The organism is Rhizorhapis sp. SPR117 (genome assembly GCF_021742065.1).
In genome coordinates this window covers 1-22824 of sequence record NZ_JAKKIE010000055.1, presented here as the reverse complement: position 1 = coordinate 22824, position 22824 = coordinate 1, and the positions used below count along the sequence as shown (strand labels likewise).

Annotated in this window: 17 protein-coding genes; 8 read left to right on the top strand and 9 right to left on the bottom strand. The window is 60.6% G+C overall.

The window, feature by feature from the left end; genetic code table 11:
- Positions 1-764, bottom strand: a 764-nt coding sequence (locus L3X40_RS17175) for a CBASS oligonucleotide cyclase (RefSeq protein WP_237366695.1), incomplete at its 3' end; no start/stop codon positions are given.
- Between the two features lie 206 nt (positions 765-970).
- On the opposite strand from L3X40_RS17175, the gene L3X40_RS17170 reads away from it, so the two are divergent.
- From L3X40_RS17170 to L3X40_RS17150, 5 genes are all read left to right on the top strand, one after another.
- Positions 971-2035 (top strand): helix-turn-helix domain-containing protein, encoded by a 1065-nt coding sequence (locus L3X40_RS17170; RefSeq protein ID WP_092959684.1) that lies wholly within the window; start codon positions 971-973, stop codon positions 2033-2035.
- A 3-nt stretch (positions 2036-2038) separates the two neighbouring features.
- Positions 2039-2530 carry a hypothetical protein gene (locus L3X40_RS17165; protein WP_092959682.1) on the top strand — a complete coding sequence of 164 codons (492 nt, stop codon included), beginning with the start codon at positions 2039-2041 and terminating at the stop codon, positions 2528-2530.
- A gap of 185 nt (positions 2531-2715) precedes the next feature.
- On the top strand, positions 2716-5703 hold the full coding sequence (locus L3X40_RS17160) for a tellurite resistance TerB family protein (protein WP_237366694.1): 2988 nt from the start codon (positions 2716-2718) through the stop codon (positions 5701-5703).
- Positions 5703-7007, top strand: coding sequence for an ATP-binding protein (locus L3X40_RS17155; protein ID WP_092959680.1), 1305 nt, complete (start codon positions 5703-5705; stop codon positions 7005-7007). Before L3X40_RS17160 ends, L3X40_RS17155 begins: the two co-directional genes overlap by 1 nt.
- Positions 7004-9172, top strand: a complete 2169-nt coding sequence (locus L3X40_RS17150) for a DEAD/DEAH box helicase (RefSeq protein ID WP_092959678.1) — start codon at positions 7004-7006, stop codon at positions 9170-9172. Before L3X40_RS17155 ends, L3X40_RS17150 begins: the two co-directional genes overlap by 4 nt.
- A gap of 58 nt (positions 9173-9230) precedes the next feature.
- On the opposite strand, the gene L3X40_RS17145 is transcribed toward L3X40_RS17150, so the two are convergent.
- The 4 genes from L3X40_RS17145 to L3X40_RS17130 form a co-directional block, all read right to left on the bottom strand.
- On the bottom strand, positions 9231-9557 hold the full coding sequence (locus tag L3X40_RS17145; RefSeq protein ID WP_092959676.1) for a type II toxin-antitoxin system RelE/ParE family toxin: 327 nt from the start codon (positions 9555-9557) through the stop codon (positions 9231-9233).
- Positions 9554-9793: a ribbon-helix-helix domain-containing protein gene (locus L3X40_RS17140; RefSeq protein ID WP_092959706.1), complete on the bottom strand. Its 240-nt coding sequence runs from the start codon at positions 9791-9793 to the stop codon at positions 9554-9556. The genes L3X40_RS17145 and L3X40_RS17140 overlap by 4 nt, the downstream gene beginning before the upstream one ends.
- Positions 9794-10247: 454 nt before the next feature.
- Positions 10248-11276 carry a tyrosine-type recombinase/integrase gene (locus L3X40_RS17135; protein WP_237366696.1) on the bottom strand — a complete coding sequence of 343 codons (1029 nt, stop codon included), beginning with the start codon at positions 11274-11276 and terminating at the stop codon, positions 10248-10250.
- An 80-nt stretch (positions 11277-11356) separates the two neighbouring features.
- Positions 11357-11818, bottom strand: a complete 462-nt coding sequence (locus L3X40_RS17130) for a GNAT family N-acetyltransferase (protein ID WP_145072146.1) — start codon at positions 11816-11818, stop codon at positions 11357-11359.
- Between the two features lie 170 nt (positions 11819-11988).
- On the opposite strand from L3X40_RS17130, the gene L3X40_RS17125 reads away from it, so the two are divergent.
- A complete protein-coding gene (locus tag L3X40_RS17125) occupies positions 11989-13005 on the top strand; it encodes a hypothetical protein (protein WP_237366693.1) in 1017 nt (338 codons plus the stop codon).
- Between the two features lie 1047 nt (positions 13006-14052).
- Here the strand turns inward: L3X40_RS17125 and L3X40_RS17120 are convergent.
- From L3X40_RS17120 to L3X40_RS17110, 3 genes are all read right to left on the bottom strand, one after another.
- Positions 14053-15336 carry a replication initiator protein A gene (locus L3X40_RS17120; RefSeq protein ID WP_237366692.1) on the bottom strand — a complete coding sequence of 428 codons (1284 nt, stop codon included), beginning with the start codon at positions 15334-15336 and terminating at the stop codon, positions 14053-14055.
- Between the two features lie 115 nt (positions 15337-15451).
- A complete protein-coding gene (locus L3X40_RS17115; RefSeq protein ID WP_237366691.1) occupies positions 15452-16471 on the bottom strand; it encodes a ParB/RepB/Spo0J family partition protein in 1020 nt (339 codons plus the stop codon).
- Positions 16468-17667, bottom strand: coding sequence for an AAA family ATPase (locus L3X40_RS17110; RefSeq protein WP_237366690.1), 1200 nt, complete (start codon positions 17665-17667; stop codon positions 16468-16470). The genes L3X40_RS17115 and L3X40_RS17110 overlap by 4 nt, the downstream gene beginning before the upstream one ends.
- Before the next feature lie 536 nt (positions 17668-18203).
- Between L3X40_RS17110 and L3X40_RS17105 the strand changes: the two genes are divergently transcribed.
- A complete protein-coding gene (locus L3X40_RS17105) occupies positions 18204-19043 on the top strand; it encodes a DUF7146 domain-containing protein (RefSeq protein WP_237366689.1) in 840 nt (279 codons plus the stop codon).
- An 11-nt stretch (positions 19044-19054) separates the two neighbouring features.
- Here the strand turns inward: L3X40_RS17105 and L3X40_RS17100 are convergent, their stop codons facing one another.
- Positions 19055-20266 (bottom strand): phospholipase D family protein, encoded by a 1212-nt coding sequence (locus L3X40_RS17100; protein WP_237366688.1) that lies wholly within the window; start codon positions 20264-20266, stop codon positions 19055-19057.
- A gap of 331 nt (positions 20267-20597) precedes the next feature.
- On the opposite strand from L3X40_RS17100, the gene L3X40_RS17095 reads away from it, so the two are divergent.
- Entirely contained in the window at positions 20598-22778 is a 2181-nt protein-coding gene (locus L3X40_RS17095) for a strawberry notch family protein (protein WP_338331154.1), read from the top strand.
- Positions 22779-22824 lie beyond the last annotated feature (46 nt).

The window sequence follows — 22824 nt, the reverse complement described above, 5'->3', positions numbered from 1 at the left end:
TCGTCAACAACAACCAGCCCGTTCCCGACGTGTTCTCCAAGATGACCAAAATCGCAGCTTCGGGCCGACTGGGCCATATAGAGGAGGAAATGCCGGAAGCGTTGCTCGATGCTGCCCGCTTTGCCCTGCGTCGCCAGGACATGCGCCATGATCAGTTCGATGCCGAACGACTTGAGCGGCTTGAGTTCGGCATAGTTGCGCCACTTCTTGGCCATGCGGACGAGCGTGCGGAAATCGCCGTCCTGGTTCTTGCGGTCCCGCACGAACTGGATCTGGCACGGCGCGCAGGTCTGGATCTTCGAACCATCGTGAATGTCATATTGCCAGCCATAGCCCGACCGGGCGGCATCCTCAATTACAGGCACAATATCGACGCTGAGCCCCGAGCCGACGAATGTCACCGTGGCGGCCTTGCGCTGGATCTCGAAGTCCTCGACCGATTTGGTCGGATAGATCTTCACCAACAGATCGTAGATCGTGGCGCTGAGGCTATCGAGAGTTTCCTTGGTCGCGTCACGGTCCGAGATGTAGAATACCACATCGACATCCACCGGGTCCGACGCCGTCCTTCGCAGGATGGTGTATTTCGCGAACGACCCCGCCTTCACCACCTTGGTGATCTTGATTTCGGTCTTGTCCCGAACGCTCTTGCACAGCTCGGTAATCAGCCGGTCGACCTGCGCATGATATTCTTTCCGCTTGTCCGCAGGCAGGCGCAGGACGTTGCTGTCATAATATCGCAGTTGTGTGTTACTCAAATCCATCGCCCACCCCTTTCCGGTTCGGCATCACAAACCGGGCGGAGGCCGGCTCCTCGTGCACGCCTTCGGTTTACAAGAAACCGGAATCTTTCGGCATTGGACGAGATTTAGGTTCCATTTACCGCATTTCAAGAGGTTTCAGTTTACAAAAAACATATCATATAGCATTTATGAAAACCGCCCTGCGGCGGTCGATAAAGGAGACCATCATGATCGGAAACAAGCTCAAGGTTGCGAGGTCAGCATCCGGCCTGTCGCTGCGGGCGCTGGCCGATGCGATGGATGGTGTCGTTTCCGCCCAGGCCATCGGCAAATATGAGCGCAACGAAGACATGCCGAGTTCTCGCGTGCTGATCGCGCTTGCCAGGGCATTGGCGGTTTCCGAGGAATATCTGCTGAGCGAGGACGAGCTCTCGCTGGAGGGCGTGGATTTTCGCAAGAAGGTCGGCACGTCCTCCCGCGAGGAAGCCATGCTCGAGGCGCGCGCCATTCACATGCTTGAACGCTATCTTGCGGTCGAAGACATGCTCCAGATGCGCAGCGTCGAATGGGAGCAGCCGCGAAGTGCGCCGCATCCGGTGGCCGATATACGCGATGCCGAGGACGCGGCCCGCTCCGTTCGGGACGATTGGGGGCTCGGCAACGACCCCATCCCGCATCTTGCCGAGTTGCTGGAGGAGCGCGGCATCAAGGTGCTGTCACTCGATCTCGATGACGTGGACGGGCTTGCCGCCAAGGTCCGGCGCAAGGGCAGCGATGCAGCGCGCGTCATCGTCATCAAGCAAAGCTCCTGGTCGGAGCGCAAGCGCTTCAATCTGGCGCATGAGCTTGGCCATATGGTCATCGCTCCCTCTGGGGGCGTGGATGAAGAAAAGGCAGCGCATCGCTTCGCCGGCGCATTCCTTATGCCGGCGGACGTGCTGCGCGCCGAAGTCGGCGCCCATCGCTCCTCGATCAGCATCGGCGAGTTGGTTGCGCTCAAAAAGCTGTTCGGGGTCAGCATCCAGGCCCTGGCCTATCGCTGCAAGGATCTGGGCATCATCAACCAGGCCGCATGCGCCCGTCTCTTCAAAGTTTTCGCGGAGCGGGGCTGGCGCACGGCGCCTTTCGAGGAACCGGAGAGCATGCAGCCGGAACAGGAAGAGCCGCGTCGCTTCGAGCGCCTGTGCTATCGCGCTCTGGCCGAAGGCGTGATCGGAGAGTCGCGGGCAGCCGAGTTGCTCGGCATTTCCGTGCGCGAACTCGATCGGCGACTGGATCAGGTGGCAGCCTGATCCGTGACTGTTCTGGTCTCCGACACATCTGTCATTATCGACCTCGAACGGGCGGACCTTCTCGATGAGATGTTCCTGCTGCCGTTCGAGTTCGCAGTGCCCGATCTCCTCTACGTCCGCGAACTGGAAGGGGAACTCGGAGACAGGCTGATGGCGCGCGGGCTGCGCGTCGAAGAACTGACGGTCTCCGAACTGCGGCGCGCGACCGGCGTCAATCGCCAGCATCAGAAACTCTCCGTGCCCGATACCTTTGCCTTCGCCATTGCGGAATCACGGACATGGACGCTGTTGACCGGCGACGGAATCCTGCGCGAACTGGCCGCTGCCAAACAGATCGCCATGCATGGGGTCCTCTGGCTCTTCGACCAGATGGCCGATGGCGACCATGTGCAGTTCGACCGGCTGCATGGGGGTCTGACCCGTCTTTTCGCTCATCCGCGCTGCCGCCTTCCTGCGAATGAAGTGAGGCATCGCTTGACCCGGTTTGCCCGCTGACATGGCCGACACGAGGACGAGCACCAGTCAAAGCTTCATCCGATCCGGCACTTGGAGGGCCGGATGAATAGCGACCACGCCCCGCAGACACGCGAATCTTGCCATGTAATCGCGCAGGTTTCCCCTGAAACCGGCAATCGAAAATCAGCGTGACCTCTCAACCACAAAATGGCAGGCCATGACTCATGGGGACCATCTGGAAAATAATCCGCATTATCGGACTTTATGTCGTCTTCTTCATTGCCAGCGCAATAATATCGGCCGCCCTATTGGATAGCCTTCCTGACGCGATCGAAGCGCTCTTCATCCTGTTCGCGCCTGTTGCATTCATAATCTGGTACGAAAAGCGTCGCACGGCGAAGATTGCCCTGAGCACTGCTCCTGCAAGAAACAATCCTGTCCGCCGACGCCAGTTGGCGCCAGACGAACGTGAAGCGCAAAATTCGAGGACAGCCTCACTCCCGGAATATCGGGGCCTCGTACCTTCCGCACATCTTCCGAAGCCGGACAATACCCAGGAAGATCAAACGCCCTCGGATTCCAGCACCGCCGAGGCAGACATGGTAACGGCAAGCGTGACGGGTCTCCAATCGAGATTGCCCGATAATCCCATACCGTCCAGGACGCGAGAGCTCAGGGAACGGCTCTTTGGCGATGATTCCTCGATTTTTGATCCAAAGAACGCGGACCGCGTCCAGACGATCGCCTCGCGGTCATCTGCTGCAGGGGCTGAAGATGAACCTGACGGTCCCACCGAACCCGCATTTTCGAAGGCATATCGGCCTCAGCAGGATAATGCCGAGCTTGTTCGTGTCGGCAAAGCCGCCCGGGAAGCACTCGAAGCCGCATCGCTAAGGCGCGCCGCAGAGAAGGAAGCAGGCCCTCGGCAGCTGGAGGTTATGTCCTCCACCGAAGGTCCAAACGCGCGTGAAGTGGCAGATCGAGCACCTGCCCGTCGATCACGCATTGAAGAGCTGCGTCAGAAACTCTTCGGCGGCGAATCCCGCGTCCACTCGCCACCCATGCCAGCTGAGCCGCGTCCGGCCAGCCGCTCGGCAGGCTCTTCCGTCAAGGTCCAGGGATGGCTGCGCAAGGGGCAGACCGTCATCATCGCTGGGCGCGAGATCGACGGCATGGTCTATGTGGGGGGGCCGCCCAAGATCAACTCGCATGAGTATGGCGAGAAATGCCGCACCTATATCGACCCATCCCTCTCGGTCGCGTCATCCGGTTCCGACAGGAATGGCGACGGCATGTCGTATTGGCCCGGATATTCGAGCATACCGGCCGTCTGCAGAGCCACCTACCTCGAATGGCTGGCGGGAGGTCGCCGCGACGGGACCGTCAATCCCGGCTACATGTTCCTTTTCTTCTACGGCCTCGAGCGCCGGTTTCTGGTCGACCAACCACCAGAAGACGAGAAACGGGAGATCGTGGCCGAGGTGGAGCGTCTCAAGGCCCTCTTTGCGCAGAACTATTCCGTCCAGAGATATCTCGGCGAGTTTCTGGACATTGCCCGCATCGTCGCAATGGGCAGACTATCGCTCGACGATCCGGCACTCAAGCAGACCATCCTCGACAATCGCAGCTGGGAACTGCCTTTTTCGTTGAAATTCGCGCTCGGCGGGATGATCGCCGAGGGCAAGGCGTTCGATGCGGAGTGGCTGCATCTATGGCTGCTGTGTCATCCGGAGCGCCGTCTCCGCACGCCGGCCGAACGCTGCAGCGAAGAGTTCAAGGCGCTCTTCAAGCTGAAATTCGATGCGCTCTATCCCAACGGCCTGAAGGCTCGAACGCCGCGCAAGAAACTGGCGATGAACTACCGTGCGGCTTCGAGCGAATTCAGTTGCTCGGTAAATCTCACGGCAGGCGAGGGCAAGGATATCGCTGTCCCCGATGTGTCCGACCTGCGTTCACCGGTCCAGAAAGCGCAGAAGATCGCGGATGAGGCGATGGACGAGCTTGACAAGTTCAGCCGTTACCTTGGGCGCAATGCGAACGGCAGAGGATCGATCGAAGCACAGGCCCTGCTCCCCGCCGAATTGTGGGGACTGTTCCCGTCAGCAGAGCTGGAGGGGCTCAGGGAATGGGCGTGCGGACAGGTTGCGGGAGGCGGGCTCATTCCGGCTCTCGAGGTGATCACCCGCCTGGAGGGCAGTGCTCCCGGCAAGATCGGCAAGCGCCAGTTGATCGGTGCGGCGGATGCGCTCGCCCGCATCGGCTTCGGCATGGCGCCCGATCCGAGATTTTCGCTGCGGGCGCCCAGGAGCGACGAGCCGGTCGTCATTTTTGACCTGGGCGAAACAGTTGAGCAGCTGGAAGTCGTCTCGCCCGCCTACAAGGCGGCATTGTTCGAGCTGGCGCTGGCGACCTTTGTCGCGCATTCGGACAGCAAGATCGTCGAAGCAGAACGCCGGGCGCTTAGTGACAAGGTCGAAGCGACCGGCGGCCTCACAGACCTCGAGCGAAAGCGTCTCCATGCCAATCTGAAATGGTATCTGGAGGTCCCGCCCGACATGTCATGGCTGCGCAGCAGGTTGAAGGAGGTGGATGCAGAGCACCATCTCGCGCTGCGTGCGGCGGTTGTCGTGATCGCCCATGCCGACAGCATGATCCAGTCCGAGGAGGTGGCCTGCATCGAGAAGATCTACAAGGCGTTGGGGATCGATGCCGGCCTCGTATATGCAGACCTTCATGCTGGCGACGTTCCCGATGGACCGGTGCGGGTCAGGGCAGCCGAAGCAGAGGCCCCGGGCGAGCGCATTCCGGCCGAGCCCAAAACCCGCGGCACCGCGCTTGATGCGGCGCGCATCGCGGCGATCCGGAGCGACACCGAGCGCGTCTCGAACGTGCTGGGCGAGATTTTCGCGGCGGACGACGACGCGAGCGACGAGGCGACCCGCCCACATGCGCTTCCATCGTCCTTGGCCGGGCTCGACCACAGACATGCCGCTCTTGTCGATCTTCTCATCCAGCGCGAACAGTGGACACAGGAAGAGTTTGCGGACATCGCCGGGAAACAGGGCCTGCTGCCATCCGGTGCCCTGGAAGCCGTCAACGAATGGGCATTCGAAAAGTTCGATGAAGCCCTGCTCGACGAATATGATGGCTATGATGTGTCACAGGACATCGCAGAAGCGTTGCGGGCCGAGATGGCCAAGGGGGATAATTGATGTCGAAATTGAAGCCGCGCGAGCGTGACGCGATCGTCCAGGCATTGCGCGCGGGTGTCGTGCCGAAACTCGGGCTTCGTCATATCCAGGTCGGCCGAGCACGTGAGATCGAGGAGCTCGTCAAGGACATGGACCGGATCGCCGATGGCGGTTCCGCGATCCGGTTCATCATCGGCGAATATGGGTCGGGCAAGACCTTCTTCATGAACCTCATCCGCCTTGTCGCGCTCGAAAAGGGGCTGGTGGTGATGTTTGCCGATCTGGCTCCCGACCGGAGAATTCATGCGACCGGCGGTCAGGCGCGCGGCCTTTATGCCGAAATGGCGCGAAACCTTGCGACAAGGACCAAGCCCGATGGAGGAGCGCTTGCCAATGTCGTCGAGCGGTTCGTCAGCCAGGCCCAGCATGATGCTGAAGCCAAAGACCAGCCGACGGTCGAGGCCATTCGTCAGCGTCTGGCGCATTTCGAGGAACTGACCGGGGGCTTCGACTTCGCGCAGGTCATCCGCCGCTATTGGGAGGGGCATGAAACGGGCGACGAGGAGCTCAAGTCGGCGGCGATCCGCTGGCTGCGTGGCGAATTCGTCACCAGGACCGACGCGCGCAAGGCTCTGGGGGTTCGTACGATCGTCGATGACGCGAGTGTCTACGATCACCTGAAGCTGATGTCGGCATTCGTTTGCGAAGCAGGCTACAAGGGTCTGCTCGTCGGCCTCGATGAGATGGTCAACCTCTACAAATTGACATCATCGCAGGCACGCAATGCCAATTATGAGCAGATCCTGCGTATCCTGAACGACGTCCTGCAGGGCAGCGCGGAAAATCTGGGCTTCCTGATGGGAGGAACGCCCGAGTTCCTGATGAATACGCGCCGGGGTCTCTATAGCTATGAAGCCCTGCAATCCCGTCTGGCCGAGAACAGCTTCGCCCGCGAGGGTCTTGTCGATCTTTCCGGACCGGTCATCCGCCTTGCGAGCCTCACGCCGGAAGACCTGTTTGTGCTCCTGGTCAATATCCGCGCCGTCATGCACGGAGCAAACACGACGCTGCCGGATAATGCGCTGGAGGCGTTCATGGTCCATTGCTCGGACAGGATCGGCGAAGCCTATTTCCGAACGCCGCGCAACACAGTTACCGCCTTCGTGAACCTACTGGCGGTTCTCGAGCAGAACCCTGGTGTCGAATGGTCGGACCTCATCGACAAGCTCGACGTCGCCCAGGATGACGGTGACGACATGAGCGATGTCGACGAGGCGATCGGTGCGCCTCCGGACACAGAAGAGCTCGCCAGTTTCCGCCTGTGAGCACCGCCTTCGACAAGCTCGCCCGGCCGATCCAGAAGTGGATTCGCGAACAAGGCTGGCGTGAACTGCGCGATATCCAGGCACGTGCGACGCACGTGCTCATGGACGGCGATGCCGACCTGATCGTTGCCGCCAGCACCGCTGGAGGAAAGACCGAGGCAGCATTTCTCCCGCTGCTTTCGCAGGTTCTCGATGATCCGTCCGAAATATCCGGTTTCGACATTCTCTACGTCGCACCGTTGAAGGCGCTCATTACCGATCAGGCGCGCCGCTTGGACGAGATTTGCCGGGAGACCGAACTGTCGGTCATCCCTTGGCATGGCGATGTGCCTGCTTCGGTCAAGACCCGCGCCACCAAGCGGCCCCGGGGCGTGCTGCTGATCACGCCCGAATCGCTCGAAGCCCTCTTCATTCGCCGAGGAATGGAGATTCCGCGACTGTTCGGTGCGACACGTGCCGTCATCCTCGACGAATTGCATTCCGTGCTCGACAGCGAGCGCGGGATTCAGATGCGTTCACTGCTTGCGCGCCTTGAGCAGTCGCTGAACCGCCCGATCCGCCGCGTCGGCCTCTCGGCCACGCTCGGCGACATGGGGCTGGCCAAGACGTATCTGCGCCCCGACAGCCCCGGGGAAGTGAGAGAAATAGTTGCCGCAGATGGGGAGGCGGAGTTGCAGCTCCAGCTGCGCGGCTATGTGACCGGCGACAAGGATGATGAAGGGCCATCGGCAACCGACGCCATCGCCCTCCATCTCTTTGGGCACCTTCGGGGCAGCGACAACCTTGTATTCGCGGGCGCGCGCCAAGCGGTCGAAATCTACTCGGATCGGTTGCGGACGCTGTGCGAGAAGGAACATCTACCGCAGGAATTCTATCCCCACCATGCAAGCCTCTCCCGGGAGCATAGGGATTTCGTCGAACGGCGCCTGAAGGAAGGCAGTGCGCCTACTACAGCGATCTGCACCTCGACGCTCGAACTCGGCATCGACATCGGCGACGTGACCTGTGTCGGGCAGATCGGCGCCCCCTTCAGCGTAGCCTCGCTCCGGCAAAGGCTGGGCCGGTCAGGACGGCGCCCCGGCAAGCCGGCCATTCTCAGGCAATATGTCGTCGAAGCGAAGCTGGCCTCGACAAGCAACTTTTCGGACCGATTGCGACTTGGTCTTGTGAGAGCCACCGCGATGATCGAACTGCTGCTCGAGGGCTGGTGCGAGCCGCCTCAGCACGGCGCGTTGCACCTCTCGACGCTCGTCCATCAGATCTTGTCCGTGATTGCTGAGCGAGGCGGTATTCGGGCGCAGCAGCTTTACGGGATGCTGTGCCAGAAAGGGCCGTTTCGACAGGTCGATACCACGCTCTTTCTCGATGTGCTCCGCGCGTTGGGACATCCGGAGACGGCGCTCATCGAGCAGGCTGATGACGGATTGCTGCTCCTTGGCGCGATGGGCGAAAAGCTGGTCGAGCATTACAGCTTCTATGCCGTCTTCCAAACGCCCGAGGAGTACCGACTGATATCCGGAGGCAAGGAACTGGGCACCCTGCCGATCGATAATCTGATCGCTCCGGGAATGCTTCTCATATTCTCTGGACGGCGATGGCTGGTCCTTGAAGTTCATGATCGCGACCGCATCATCATGGTCTCACCTGCCAAGGCTGGTGTTCCCCCGCTCTTCGGAGGCGATCCAGGGAATATCCATGACCGGGTCATCGAACGCATGTTCGACATCCTCGAGAACCAAAATTGCCTGGTCTACATGGACGCGACCGCGCGGGAATTGCTTGAGGAAGCCCGAAGTCACTACGCCCAATTACGGTTCAATCCCGGTCGCATCGCGCAACTGGACGAAAATGCCGCTGTCCTCGCCACGAGAACCGGCTCGATTCGTACCACAACGCTTGCCCTGGCCCTGCGCGCCGCCGGATTTACGGTGCAGACGCACGATGGCTTCCTCGAGGTTTTCGGGAAAGAGGACACGCCGCCGCTAATCGATGCGCTAGCAGCATTAGCCAGCGGCAAGGCTGCGGATCTCTTCACGCATTCGCCGAACTTGCTGTTTGAAAAGTTCCATCCCCATCTGACCGAGACATTGCTGCAGCAAGATGCGCTTTCAGCGCGGTTGGACGCTGACGGATTGGCTGAACTTTCCCGCTCAATCCTCGGGTGATCGAAAGGCCGCTATCAAGGAATGTGTTCTAGCGCTTGAAGGACAGCTATGTCAGCGGTTAATCATCTACATCAGCCAACCAAGCTGGCATGTCCCGCTTGGCATGAAGCACGCGCCAGACATCCACATGGGTCTCGAATTCAAGGTAGAAAACAAGCCACGGAAATCCATTCAGCCCTAAGGTCCTCAAACTGGGTAAGTTCAGCGCGTGAGACCACCGCGGAGACCCTGCCGCCGGCATTTCCCCGATGAAGGTATAGGCCTGTTCAAGTGCATCAATGAAGCCGAAAGCCACATCTGCACCGGCTTCGTCCGCGTAATACTCGACCGCACGGTCGACATCCTCCCGCGCTTTGGCGCGCGGTATGACCGGTTTTGCAGTCACGACCCTGCGCGTTGCGTCACACGGTCACGAAGGCCTTGGAAATATCCGGCATCGACCGGCGCGGTGGCTGCAGAACTGGCGCCGTCCAGGAGCATTTCGCGAAGGCGCTGAATGTCCTGATCCTTGCGGATCAACTCCCGCACATACTCGCTGCTCGTGCCGTAACCACGCACGCTGACCTGCTGGTCCACAAACGCTTTGAGCGCATCCGGAAGCGAGATGTTCATCGTCGACATGGACTGTGATATAGCGAGTTTGGCAAAATTTGGCAAGATTTCCAGGCGGTCTTAGGCAACCGTTCGGGGATTGTCGCAGCCGGTTGTTCGCGAAACGCGAGCCTCCTTCATTTTCGAGGAAGCGCGGGAAAGAGTTGCTGTGATCGTATAGCGCGTTGTGCGCGATCACGTGTTCCGGCGGGTCGTGTTACGAGCCTATGACGCGCGCTATGCGGTCACCGGATTGAAGCTCTCAACGGCGGCGGACGTGCCGAGGGGTGGCGGCTCACATCCGCCCCGTCGACAGGCGCCCGTTTCGGACGAGCCTGTTGCGCGCCCGAGAGCGGCTCGAACGTGTCAAAATTTCCCGTTTTTCTTTGCATTTTCGTAGGATCTGCAAAGCGATTTGCAGTTCATATGCTCTTGATGGCTATTGGGTCCCAAAACATAGAATATCGGAATATCGAACGCACTTTTACGAACTGTCGGCAAATCGCGCCGCCATGCGCGCGCCCGCGCCGCTTTTCGCCGCGAGCTTCTTGCCGTAGCGCAGCACCGTCCGGGGATCGCGCCACCGATAGGCCTGCATGATCGCCGGCAGGCTTTCATCGGCCGCAAAATTGTCCTGCGCCACCCCGACCCGGATCGAATGCGACGATACCGCCTTCACCCAACGCTCGAGTTCAGCCTCGCTCATCGGCCCGAGCAGCTTTTTCGCATGGGCGGCGCGGATCAGCCGCCGGTAGATCAGCGTGATGGAGTTGGGATGGAGCGCGTCGCGGCCGACACCCGCGACCGAGCCGTCAAAATGCGTCTCGACGCGCCGGAACAGCGCTCCCCGATCGATATGCCCAGTATCGCGCCAGCGGGCGATCGCGGCCATGGTCGCGGGCGCAAGATAGGCATAGGCCCCCTCCCCCGCCTGGTCGGTCTTGGATGACGGAATGAACAGCGTCCCTGCCCCTTCCGCGTCGCGCTCGATATGCTCGACGCGGATCGCCACCAGCTCCGAACGCCGGCCCGCGCTGTCATAGGCGACGCGGAGCAGCGCCGCGTCGCGCAGGCCGAGAAGATCGCGCCGACAGGCCTTCAGCAGATGCGCCAAACACACGCCGCTGGCGGGACTGTCGAAATCGGAGACGTCGCCCTTGAACCGGATCGCGCGGGCCTGGCGCTGGCGCACGCCGAGCGCCTTGCGCGCCGCCTTCTTCTCAAGCCTGACCAGCGGCGGCGCGGTCGGATCATCGAGCCCGGCCATCCGGTAAGCCCAGCCGACATTGACGACATAGCGCTCGATCGTCGCCATCGCGCGCACCGTCTCCTCCGACGGATCGGCGCCCGACAGCGCGCGGATCCACGCGGCGACGTCCCCCGGCCCCGCGCGCGCCGGCACCATGCGGCGGCGCCGGCACCATGTTCCCCAGAGAATGAGGTCCGAACGGAAGGCGCGCCGGGTGTTGTGCGACCAGCCCCTGATCGCCGCGTCGAGCAGCGCCTCGTCCATCACCGCCGACGCCCCGACCAGCGCCCGCACCTCGCCGGCGAGATCGGCCGGCTCGACCGCGATAAGGGCACGGCCCGCCGTCACGGCGCGAGGCTCCGCACCATATGCACCGCGACCATGCCGGGTTCGCTTTCGGTTTCCTTCTCGCGAACATAGCCCAAGCGCTCGTAGAGCGCGATGTTCGTGGCCATCAACCGGTTGGTGTAGAGCCGCGTCCCCTTCAGCTTGTCCGCGCGCGCGAGGGCCTCGGCATGCCGCAGCAGCCGCACCCCATGCCCCTCCCCCTGCCGGTCGGGATGGACCGCGACATTGACGATCAGCAGTTCATCGCCCTCGGCCACGGTTTCAACGAGACCAACCAAGGCGCCGTTCTCAACCAGCAGATCGAAGCGATGCGCGCGAAACGCGCGGCCATAGTCGGCGCGCACCGGCTGCGGCGGGCGCGGCGTCACGCCCTCCCAGCGGGCATAGGCCGCGAGGACCAGCGCGCGGATCTCGTCGACATCTTCAAAAACCGCGCGGCGGAGGACGGGATGGGTCATGGCGACGAGGCTTAGCGCGGCGGCTTTCTATTGTATAGGGTGTCGATAACGATCCATTATCAACACTAAGTGTGCGGACAAAGTTGACTGAGAACTCTTCTGAGTTAAAAGATGGCATGGCATCGCGCCCTCCCCTACCCCGCTACGGGCCACCCTACACGGCTGAAACCGTGCGATCGCTGGCCCGCTGCACCGGCGCGATTACCGCCCTCAATGCACGCATTTCTATCAGTCCTGTGGCAAAACCCTGGCACATCCGCGCCGCCTGGAGCGGTTACACCACGGCCCTGCAATTGCAGGGAGTCGAAGTCGACGAAATCGATGTTTATTCGTGGGGCTGCGGGCTCAGAGTGCCGGGCCGACCGCTGATCGGCACCACGATCGATCCGTTCGACGCCTTTGCCGCGTGGCAACAGGTGCTCATAGAGCAGCACGGGGCCGCCTGGCGTGACCCGCTGCCCACGGCGATCGGAGAACCCAGCGAAGCGCGCGAGCACCCTCTGCTTGTCCGGGCGCTCGACCTGGTGCGCCAATACGCGCGGATCGATGGATCATCGACGCCCTGGCTCTCGGCGCCGATCATCCTGTGTGGGCTCGGTCTGTCCGCCACCCCCCTCCCCTGCCTCACCGCCGGTGTCAAAGCCTTCCGCCTGAAGCGCACGCCGGCCGACACTGATTGGGCGACCGCGTTCAATGCCCTGTCCCGCGCGGCCGAAGCAGGGATCGATCGGCTCGACAGACTCGAGCAGTTCCATCGCCGCGGCCTGCAAACCCTGCTCGACGAGTACCGAGCGGGCGCCCTGCCCCGCCTGCTCGCCTTGTCGCAGCTGCGGCCCCTGCTCTCGCCGCAATCGGTGGCCGAAACGCTCGGCCTGAGCGTTGCCGGCGCCAGCAAGGTCATCAACCGCGCCGTCTCGGCCGAGCTCCTGGTCGAGATCACGCACCGCAAGACCTGGCGGCAGTTTTTAGCGCCCGACCTTGCTGTGGAGTTCGGGTTTGCGCAGCCGAAGCGAGGGCGTCCTCGCATTGCCCCCCCCGCCATCCCCGTCTCGAAGGACCTCGCTCGCGTCCTTGATGCGTTTGATCGAGAGATGGATGATATCGACCGGATGCTGGGGCGGATTGATCGGGTGGACCGATCTTCCGATGAGATCGCGGGATGTTCGCCCGCCTCAGCCCAAGAATAGGCACCACATATGCACCAGGTGCATCGATCTGCCCCCTCCCAATTTCTTAGCCCATAAAGGAAGATGCCTCTCACCGATCGGAACCGGCGCCCCTCGCGCCCTCAGTTGTTAAGGGATTTGATCGGCGAACGTATCAAGGCGCTTTTGGCACTTATTCGGCCTTTTGGTGTAACCGCCGCCAGTTCGCACGTCTGACGATCCTGATCCGGCGCACGGGCTGTCAGGCATCGCCCCTTCCCGCATCTAGTGCGTTGATGATCAGTGCGAGAAGATGCTCGCGCATATTCTCAGAGCCGAGAGAATAAAATTCGATGCGCTCAAGGGCTCGCTCAGCGGGAAGTCACCTCCCCAAGGCGGCGGAAGCTATCCCATGTGGTCGTGGCGCTCTATCGGCCTTAAAATCGATTCCTGACGCACTTCGCTATTTGTTCTCGTTTGGCCAGGCGTCGACGCCTGGGCGCAACACGAAAGACGGCAAGCGTTTTCCGCGAGGATGCCGCATCCAACGTGTTTTTAGAATCGGCTTAGGCCAAAGCCAATCGGGCTACGAGCGAGCGCGAGCGTCACCGGAATGTGGGTGGCCTCTACTGTTTAGAGCGCACTTCCTCGCCGCAAGCACGCCGCAAGACCGCTTACCACCCGATTCTAAAAACACGTTGGGGGCATCCTCCGAGATAGTTATGCGAGCACGTGGTCAAAGCTGATCCCTTTCTTGACCGGCCGTGCATCTACCTTTGGCAGGCCATGCTTTGTCGCTGAACTCCGTGACCCGCTAACGCCGTAGCTGGCCTCGCGGGCGGCTGGAGCGAGAGGCATAAGGCTAACTGTGCGGCCCTCGATCTCAGATCGAGATCACTGATTCCGATCCCTCCGCAACGTGTTTTTAGAATCACTCGCGGTACCACCGAATCGGCAACTAAAGCGGCACGATAAAGCAAGCATATGCTAATGGGCTGGGAGCCCAAACGGCTGATTTCGAACACTGCATCTGCGGACGGCGGGCAGTCGGGCAGCAAAGATGATAACACGATGAATGCGTTCGGAGCGTCAAAGCTTGTACTTGTTCCGCTTATGATGCTCGCGCACGAAGCCATAGAAGCGCTTCGAATAGTTCCTCGGCAGATCACGCGGACTGGCGCCTAAAAACGCATCGAAGCGGGCCATGAGTTCATCATAGTCCCAACCAGGAAACTCACGCCGGATATCCTCATAGACACTCTCATCGAGCACTTCACGCGCGCGGGTGCGATGACCGAAGCGGCGATCCGATGACGGCAGGGCAGGGCGGCGCTCTGCGTCCTCCGATCGCAGTCCCTTCGTTGCAGAGGCAATCACGCTAAGCGCTAACTGGCTGTCTACAAACTCGGTGGTCGCTGGCGCGGTGGGCGTGAGTGGCGATGCTTTTGGCTGTGCCGCGCTGGATACCGCGGACGCCGGATCTTTGGAGGGAGGGGAGGGGGAACGCTTATCCTCAAGATAGCGGCGCATCACCATCTTCAGTTTGGGCTCACCCGTTCCATCTGAAATCGCCTCTAGAGCGATGTCCGGCAATGTATTGGTCTTAGCGAGCTCCAGCAGCATCTTTTTGAAGACCGGATAGGCGCTCTCGCTTCCACTCTTCTGATGAAGCGTTTGAAACCCGATCGTAAACCCATCGGCGCCGTTTCCGCCAGCGTGCTTGCGCGCGGCGCGATAAAGCCACTTCCCAAGTCCGCTCGTGATTTCGAAGTAGAGAGGCGAGATCGCAAGGATGTTCCGACGGTCCATGATTCCATCAAAGAACCATTTGGAGAGGGTAATCTCCATGCCGAGCGACCTTTGAGTCCTCTCGTCAACGAGGTGGGTGTAACTGTCGATCCAGGAAAAAGTCGTTTCGCGCGACTTGGTGTTTGCCCGAATGTTGGTCTTGATGGTCGTCGCCTGAAGACGATCGAGCGCGCTGACGAGACGCTCGTAGGCACGCCCGCTCGTGCCCCAGCAAATGCGCTTCAACAAATCACCAGGTTGAAGACGCACGACCGGCGAAATGTCATTTACGCCACGTTCGCGCAGTTCGTTGAGATGCGAGGCGAGGTAGATCATGATGTCGGCGTCCCATATCGTCGCCATGCCATATGTTGGATTGGGCGCGACGTGGACGGTAACCCTCCGATCGGGGCTGATATATTCTATCGGCTTGAGCCGCTTACGCTTGGAGAGGCTAAAGAATGGCCTCTGCATGGTTTCTTGATAATCGCGTAATGAGATGTCGGAGAAATCCGGCAGCGTGAAGAACATCTCAAACTGGACTTTGCGCTCCTTCGCCGACGATCCGCTGCTTGGTTCTCTCACCACCACTCCAATGCGCTTTTGCCGCGCTTCCCCCCGGGGGGAAATCATTCTAATACATTGAAAACAAATATGTTTTCGTCAAAATCCGCTTTCCCTGACCGGGGCTGCCCACGTGCTAACGCCTCTTCGCCCGCATGATCTTGGCCTGCTCTATAACGGGCCGTAGCGCCTCCAGAATAGCATCCACACTAAGCTCAGAAGGGGAGAGCGAAATTGTCAGCACCTTCTGCTGATTCCGTTCGATCAATCCAATCGCGTCGCCCCCACTGGTCGAAATAGCCGTCTTCTGGGGGCGAGTCTTCGAGACGGGCGTGAGGGCGGCCAGCAAACGCGCAACGACGTCCGAACCTGATACAGGCTGTTCGTCACCGGACCTTCTGAAACTCTGCTCAGAAGCAACTTCATCCGCAGCTGCCGTGAGTTTCTCGACCGCCCCCGGCTTCTTCAACGCAGGCAGGAGTTTCTCAGCATATTTTGCGTGAAGGTCCATCGGCGAGGCGAAGGCGCTCACGATAAAATCAGGGATCTCGGTAAGAGCTATATAGCGCGCAAGTTGGGATTTCGAGATCTTGAGCCGCTCCGCCATACGCAACTGCACGCCGCCATAATAGGAATCAACCGCCGCCTTGTAGTTGCGGCCACGTTCCAGATCGGAAATATCCTCCCGTTCTCTATTCTCGATGTCGGCCAAACGAAAAGCCGCTTCATCGTCGAGGTCCTCGATTATCGCGACAAGGTCGATATCGGGGTAGTGATTGGCGTTGAGCCACGCGATCGCCCAATGGCGCCGGGTACCAGTGATCAGCTCATATGGTACCGCGCCGCCCGTCGTCCGCCGCACGACAGCAGGAATGCGGTTACCTCCTTCCGCTAAAATCGAATCGATCAGCGTCCGCAACCTGTGTTCGTCGAGCAGCGAATAGTCTCGCGCATTGCCCGGCCAGATCGAACATTCCGCTGGTTTCAGCCTGATGGTCGGACGCTTTACCATGCGCGCGGCTTCGCCAAAGCCCTCGAGGCGCTTGTTGGTGAAGTTCGGCTTCGGAGTGGTGCCACCTTCGCCCATAACAGCGGGCGTTTCCGCCTGGGGCGGCGCCGAAGCGAGAGCTTCACCGATCAGCGAACGCCGGCTCATGCTGCAGCGCTCACATTGACATCGGACACAGCGCTAGAGAGACTTGTCGATGGCCATTGCTGTCGGATCTGCTGAACCACCTCCGCAAACACCGAGTCCAGATTGTCCCGGCAACGGTGATAGGTTTGATGCCCGGCCGAAGGTTTCGATTCATAGATCGAGCGAAATGCCTGCGTCGCGTTCTTGATCTCCTCCGACGCGAGGATCGGCTGACTCAGCAGAAGCCCAGCATAAGTCGACTGCATGATCCGCCACATGTCGTTTTCACCCGGCTTGCTGGGCGAAAATGCAGAGCACACGACTCTGATGAACCCATAGTTCACCGGCGTGCCGTTCGCCTCGAGAATCTCGATGTTATCAGCGATCGTCTCCATGAAATGGATTGTGGAGAGATAATCGAGCTGGCGGGCGGGAACGGGGACTAGAAGACCTGTTGCGGCGGCCATGACATTGAGACCGAGGAAGCCCATTGCCGGTGGAGGGTCCAGCAGGATGACGTCAAATTCCTTGCTGACGCTGGAGATCCCGATTCGTAGCGCCTGAAGGCTTTCTCGCACCGCTTGCCCGCCCTCCGTCAGTGTGGCAGTCAAATCCCATTCTGCGTCTTGCAACCCGAGGCTGGATGGCACGATTTTGATCGTCGGCCATGGCGTATCCCTTATTGTCTCGGAGAAATCCTCAAATGTGCTGCGCGGCGATAAAAAGGAACCCAGCGTCCTCTCATCATCGATCAGTGTTTCCGGCTGAATATCGAACATGGTTGTCGTCGACGCCTGCGGATCACAATCGATGACAAGCACCTTGTAGCCCTGTAATGCGAGGTAGTCCGCCAAATGCTTGGTGATCGTACTTTTGCCGACGCCCCCTTTGAAGTTTTGAACTGCTACCACGACAGCATCTTCGTGCGGTTGCTTGCCGACCTGTATTCCCAACGCTGCGCGGATATCGATCAGATCTTCGATAGTATAGTATCGTCTGCCATTCCCGAGTTGCTTTGGTTGCCGCAGTCGGCCTTTAGCCTCGGCTTTGGCGATAGCTTCGGGTGTTCTGCCGAGCAACGCTGCAGCTTGGGTCGGTCCAAAGGTGATATCGAGCTTCTTGTGGGCATCGGGACGAAACACTACCGTCTTGATGTGGTCGCGCATCTGCTGGCAAGAAGTTGCTACAGTGCGCAGTGTGTTGACGGTGAACGACATAAATTCCCCTGGGCGAATCCCGCTTTGGTGCTCGGTTTGCATTTCATGGCCATTTTCCGCTCTGAAAGTCAAACCGTAACTGTTTTGACCCTCCGATCGCGATCGACCCCGGTCGAAGCCAATTTGAGCCTAACCGGCCGGTTGTTATGATGCTAAACCCTAAGCGAGCATGCCGTCGCGCCGTTGGACCCAGTTTCTCCGGTCCTGATCCATCAAAAATCTGAATCAAAAGAATCTCCTATCCCGCGCAGCGGAAGCTTTAGGGGATTTTACTATTAGGATTATAAGAGTTACCGGGGCTCGGACGTTCTTTTTATCATTATATATCAAGTGATTGACGGATATTCATGAATCCAATCCCACGTCGGACAGATTCCGTAAGCACGATGGACAATGTTTGAAAACACGCCGTGTCGGTATCGAAAACACGTTACTTTCGATCGGCGAACCCAATCTTATCCACAGATTTATCCACAGGCCCCGTCACCATTGGAGAAAGACGAAGGGGGAAGGTTGATCGGGAAGGGAGCTGATCTATGCCGCTCACGACCCGACGACCGACCCAGGAAACAATCGACCTTGTGGGAGCGCTTGGAGGAACCTGGCATGGGCGCACCGCCATGTGCCTGTGTCCAGCCCATGCCGACACAACGCCAAGCCTTTCGATTCGGCAAGGCGACCGGGGCATCCTCGTGACATGCTTCGCGGGGTGCACGCGAGAAGATGTGCTGCGCGAGCTTCGTCGCGTTCAGATCAGGCGCCATTTCGCCTATGCTGACACCCCCACCAAGGCCTCAGGCAATGCCTCCCGGCTGTGGGACGAAGCGCTGCCAATTTCTGGCACGCTCGCGGAACGCTATTTGGCTCTGCGGCGGCTCGAGCCGCCCGCCGATGATCTCCGATTCCATCCGCGTTGTCCCTATAGGCCCAGGCCTTGGACCACCTTCCACCCCGCCCTGTTGATCGCCGTACGTGAAGCGCGGCGGTTGACGGCTATCCAGAGGATATTCCTCGACCCGCATACGGGCGGATACCGGATGAAGCTGATGCTGGGACGGCCGGGACGAGGTGCCTGGCAGGGAGGAGGGCAGGGGGCACCTGTCCTGGCGCTTGCCGAAGGCTTTGAAACGGCGCGCGCCTTTACCCTCCTCAAAGGACTTCCCTGCTGGGCGAGCCTGGGCGCGCGTCGCCTCGACCAAATCCAGTTGCCGCCAACACTCACATCTCTCGTCCTGGCCGTGGACAATGACGCCGAGGGCGCATTGGCCGCCGAACGGGCGATGCAGCGTTATGCCAGACCGGGCCTTGCGATTACACCCGCGGTGCCGGCCGGTTTCGAAGACTGGGCCAAGGCCCTGGAGGCCTCCCGGCCCTGAGATCTGGGCTCTCAGGGCCTGTAGAGGATCGCATCCAGCATTGCCGCGCGGCTTTCCCAGATCTCTCCCTCTGCATTGTCCGGCTTGTCGGCATTGTACCAGTCGGCCAGACGAATGACTTCCACCACCTTGTCCCAATAATCGTCGAGCGCGAGCGTTGTGCGCGAAAATCCCATTCTAGCGGATGTCTCGGCGATGTTGGGATTGCAGATGCAAACGAAAACATCGGGTCGTTTCATGGCCAGAAGCCTGCTGCCGGTGGCGTAACCCCCTGTTCGATCGGAATCCTCGAAGGCCCGCTTGAAGTGCATTGCGAATTTGGTGAAGTGCGCTCTCGTGACCTCGCCCTTTTGCGGGACGCTGTCTATTGCCCGAGCGAGCCTCTTGTCGTTCGCGATCACGAGCTTGGCGAAATCGCCCATGCCGCGCATCGAACCGAACCATCCCCAGTCACGGCCGAGATCGGGATCGGTTCTCTCGGCGCGGTCGACGACGAGCCCAGCGATCGCCTGGCGCCGACCAAGTGAAAGGTCCGCAAAGGATCGCACCGAGGCGAACCACTCCTGCGCGACACGCAATAAGGTAAGGCTGTCGTCAACGTCGTGGTTTTCGGTGTTCTGAATCTCCTTCACAAAGTCGTTCCAGCCCATCGTCACGAGCGGAGAGGATAGGGCTTCCGCCTTTACCTTCGGCAGGTCTTGCATCGGATCGCGAGCAGGTTTCGGCAGTCGCAATGCGCGCTTGTGGCTCGCACGGTAGGCTGCCGCGAATTGCGGGGTCACAGCCTCTCCCAGGGTTGCGCTACGCCGGGTGAAATCAAACAGATCGACGAAGAAGGGATCCGCCGCGTCACCCTGCACGAAAACGGCCGCCTCCAGGTTTTTGCCAAGCCCGCCAAAGGTGAAATTCGCGCTCCCGACAATGGCGGCCGCGCTGGTGCCCGACCGGAAGCCATAGACCTTCGGGTGATAGGTTCCGCCAGCGAACTTCGTCGCGACCCGGGCGCCGGTTAGCCCGATGAGACGATCGATCAGCGCGGGTTCGGTGTGACTGAAGGCGACGCCAAAAGTTACCTGCCTGAACTTTCCAGGGTTGGCGAGTAGGCGTTCGGCAACATCCGTCAGGCTGCCCCAGGCGACCGCCCAATGAAACTCGTCATGCTCGTCAATCAGGCCGCGCAGAGCAGTGTTGACTGCGGTCGCCTTAAGGAACTTCAATCTCATTACGGAATCATGCCTCCCCCTGATTGAATTCAGCCAGTCCTGTGCAGCACCAACTTCGAAGAAAGAGTGAATTGAGACGCCCTATGCTGCTCGCGAGCTCGGAGATGTTTTAATAGCCGGTAATATCTCGCCTGAGACCACGGCCGTTCGCGAACGCCTGTGCCTTCCGATCGCCCCATTCTCCGCGCCCACAGCCTCAATCGTAACCCAGTTCTATCTCACCGCGACCGCAGCGACACAGGCCTGCCAGCGGGCGCACAACCGATCAAAAGGGAAGGGGGGAGCGAAGGATTGATGCTGCCGACGGGGCAGCCAGTCTGGAGACCCCACTATGTCCGATCTGTTCGATACTGCAAACGCCGCGGAGCGCCGCGCGGCGTCCATCCTCGTCGAGCGGTTGAGGTCCTCCGAGGCGGTCAGCCGTGCTGATCTCAACGCCGCGATGACCGAGGGATTTGGCGGTTCCGATGCCGATGGCCTGTGGACCCAGCGCGACAGCTTCGAGATTCTCGAGCATGCGCTCGCCCACCATCTCCAGTTCGGCCCCTATCCGCTGCTGTCGCTGACCGATGTCTGCGCCGCCTGCGATCTGCTCGATCGGCTTCCCACCCAAACGGTGCGCAGCGAAGAGCAGATCGAATGGCAGCAATTCTCGACGCCGGTCGATCTCGCCGCCATCGCCTTCGTCCTGGCGGATATCCAGGCGGACGACATCATTCTGGAACCGAGCGCCGGCAATGGCCTTCTCGTCGCCCATTGCCGCGATTACGCCGGCCTCCAGCTCAACGAATATACCGCTCCGCGCCGCGCGCGCCTGACCCACGCGTTTCCTGATGCCGTGGTCACCGGCCACGACGGGGCGACGATCAACTCCACGCTCGCCGACGCGCCGCGCCCCAGCATCGTCCTGATGAACCCGCCTTTCTCCCGATCGGTGGGCCTCGGCCCGGACAGTCACGCCGCCGTCCGCCATCTCCAGGCGGCCCTGCGGCGGCTGCAGCCGGGCGGCAGGCTCGTCGCGGTCATGCCCGACTGGTTCGGGCCCAATGCGCGCATGCGCGACCTTTTCGAGACGACACTGCGCGACGTCAGCGTCCGAACTTCGGTCCGGCTCGAGAAATGCTATCTTAAGCACGGGACGTCGATCGCGGTCAGGCTCTTCGTCATCGACAAGGTGGTGGGCGGAACCATCCCTGTGACCATCCAGCGCGGATCGATCCGCGAATTGCTGGGAGCGCTGACTGTCCCCGAACGCAGCGCGATTACGACCGTATCGCCGCCTGCGCCGAAACGCTCCTCCGGCCTGTCCCTGTTTCGCGCGGTCAAGAGCACGCGGGCGGCACCCAGGCCCTACCCTGCGCCGGTTCGCAATAACGTCCTGCCTGTCGGCTACACCACGCTCGAGGCGCCCGCACCCTTGCTCGATCAGGTCGGCGTCTATCTGCCCTACCGGCCGAGTCGTATCGTGTTCGAAGCGGCCGGCGAGCATCCGACTGCGCTCGTGGAATCAGTCGCGATGGGATCGATCGCCGCGCCAATCCCCGAGTATGTGCCCAAGCTTCCGGAACGCACCGTCTCCGAACGCCTGCTTTCCGCCTCCCAGCTGGAAACTGTCGTCTATGCGGGCCATGCCTGGTCCCAGTTCCTGCCCGGCCGGTTCGTGCCCAGCAAGGAAGGCGTCGGTCTCGAGGAGACGCAAGAGGGACGAGCTTATCGCAAGGGTTACTTCCTGGGAGACGGCACCGGCGCGGGAAAGGGGCGTCAGGTCGCGGCCTGTATCCTCGACAATTGGTTGCAGGGCCGGCGCCTCAACATCTGGGTCTCGAAGAATGAAACGCTTCTGGAGGATGCAAGACGTGACTGGACCGCGCTCGGCGGCCTTGCCGCTGACATCCAGCCCCTTTCCAACTGGAAGATCGACCAGCCCATCATGCTCGAGCAGGGTGTGCTGTTCATCACCTATCCGACGCTTCGCTCGGCGCGCGGGGATCACAGCCGACTGCAGCAGGTCATCGATTGGGCCGGCGATGATTTCGAAGGCGTGATCGGCTTTGACGAAGCTCACGAGATGGGCGGTGTCGCGGGCGGTGAAGGCGCCCTCGGACCCAAGGAAGGCTCGCAGCAGGGCATCTGCGGCGTTCTCCTCCAGAACCATCTTCCGGGAGCCCGCATACTCTACGCGTCCGCAACCGGCGCATCGGACGTCAACAACCTGGCCTACGCCGTCAGGCTCGGCCTCTGGGGTCCGGAAACCGCCTTTGCCAATCGCGAGCAGTTCATCACCGGCATTCGCCAGGGCGGGATCGCGGCGATGGAGCTCGTGGCGCGCGATTTGAAGGCACTGGGGCTCTATACGGCCCGCGCGCTGAGCTTCGCCGGGGTCGAATATGAGATCCTGCGGCACGAACTGACGTCCGATCAGATCGCGATCTATGACAGCTATGCCGATGCCTGGGGCATCTTATGCGCAGCTGCGCATAATACGGATTATCGCGAGGTCGCGATAATGTGAAGGAACGCGGCCTAAGCGCCGAATTCCTGTGTTGTTCGTGCGATGT

Coding starts and splice junctions, on each gene's coding strand:
- L3X40_RS17170 (WP_092959684.1), top strand. CDS start 971: ATGATCGGAAACAAGCTCAAGGTTGCGAGGTCAGCATCCGGCCTGTCG.
- L3X40_RS17160 (WP_237366694.1), top strand. CDS start 2,716: ATGGGGACCATCTGGAAAATAATCCGCATTATCGGACTTTATGTCGTC.
- L3X40_RS17155 (WP_092959680.1), top strand. CDS start 5,703: ATGTCGAAATTGAAGCCGCGCGAGCGTGACGCGATCGTCCAGGCATTG.
- L3X40_RS17140 (WP_092959706.1), bottom strand. CDS start 9,793: ATGTCGACGATGAACATCTCGCTTCCGGATGCGCTCAAAGCGTTTGTG.
- L3X40_RS17135 (WP_237366696.1), bottom strand. CDS start 11,276: ATGGACGAGGCGCTGCTCGACGCGGCGATCAGGGGCTGGTCGCACAAC.
- L3X40_RS17130 (WP_145072146.1), bottom strand. CDS start 11,818: ATGACCCATCCCGTCCTCCGCCGCGCGGTTTTTGAAGATGTCGACGAG.
- L3X40_RS17115 (WP_237366691.1), bottom strand. CDS start 16,471: ATGAGCCGGCGTTCGCTGATCGGTGAAGCTCTCGCTTCGGCGCCGCCC.
- L3X40_RS17110 (WP_237366690.1), bottom strand. CDS start 17,667: ATGTCGTTCACCGTCAACACACTGCGCACTGTAGCAACTTCTTGCCAG.
- L3X40_RS17105 (WP_237366689.1), top strand. CDS start 18,204: ATGCCGCTCACGACCCGACGACCGACCCAGGAAACAATCGACCTTGTG.
- L3X40_RS17100 (WP_237366688.1), bottom strand. CDS start 20,266: ATGAGATTGAAGTTCCTTAAGGCGACCGCAGTCAACACTGCTCTGCGC.
- L3X40_RS17095 (WP_338331154.1), top strand. CDS start 20,598: ATGTCCGATCTGTTCGATACTGCAAACGCCGCGGAGCGCCGCGCGGCG.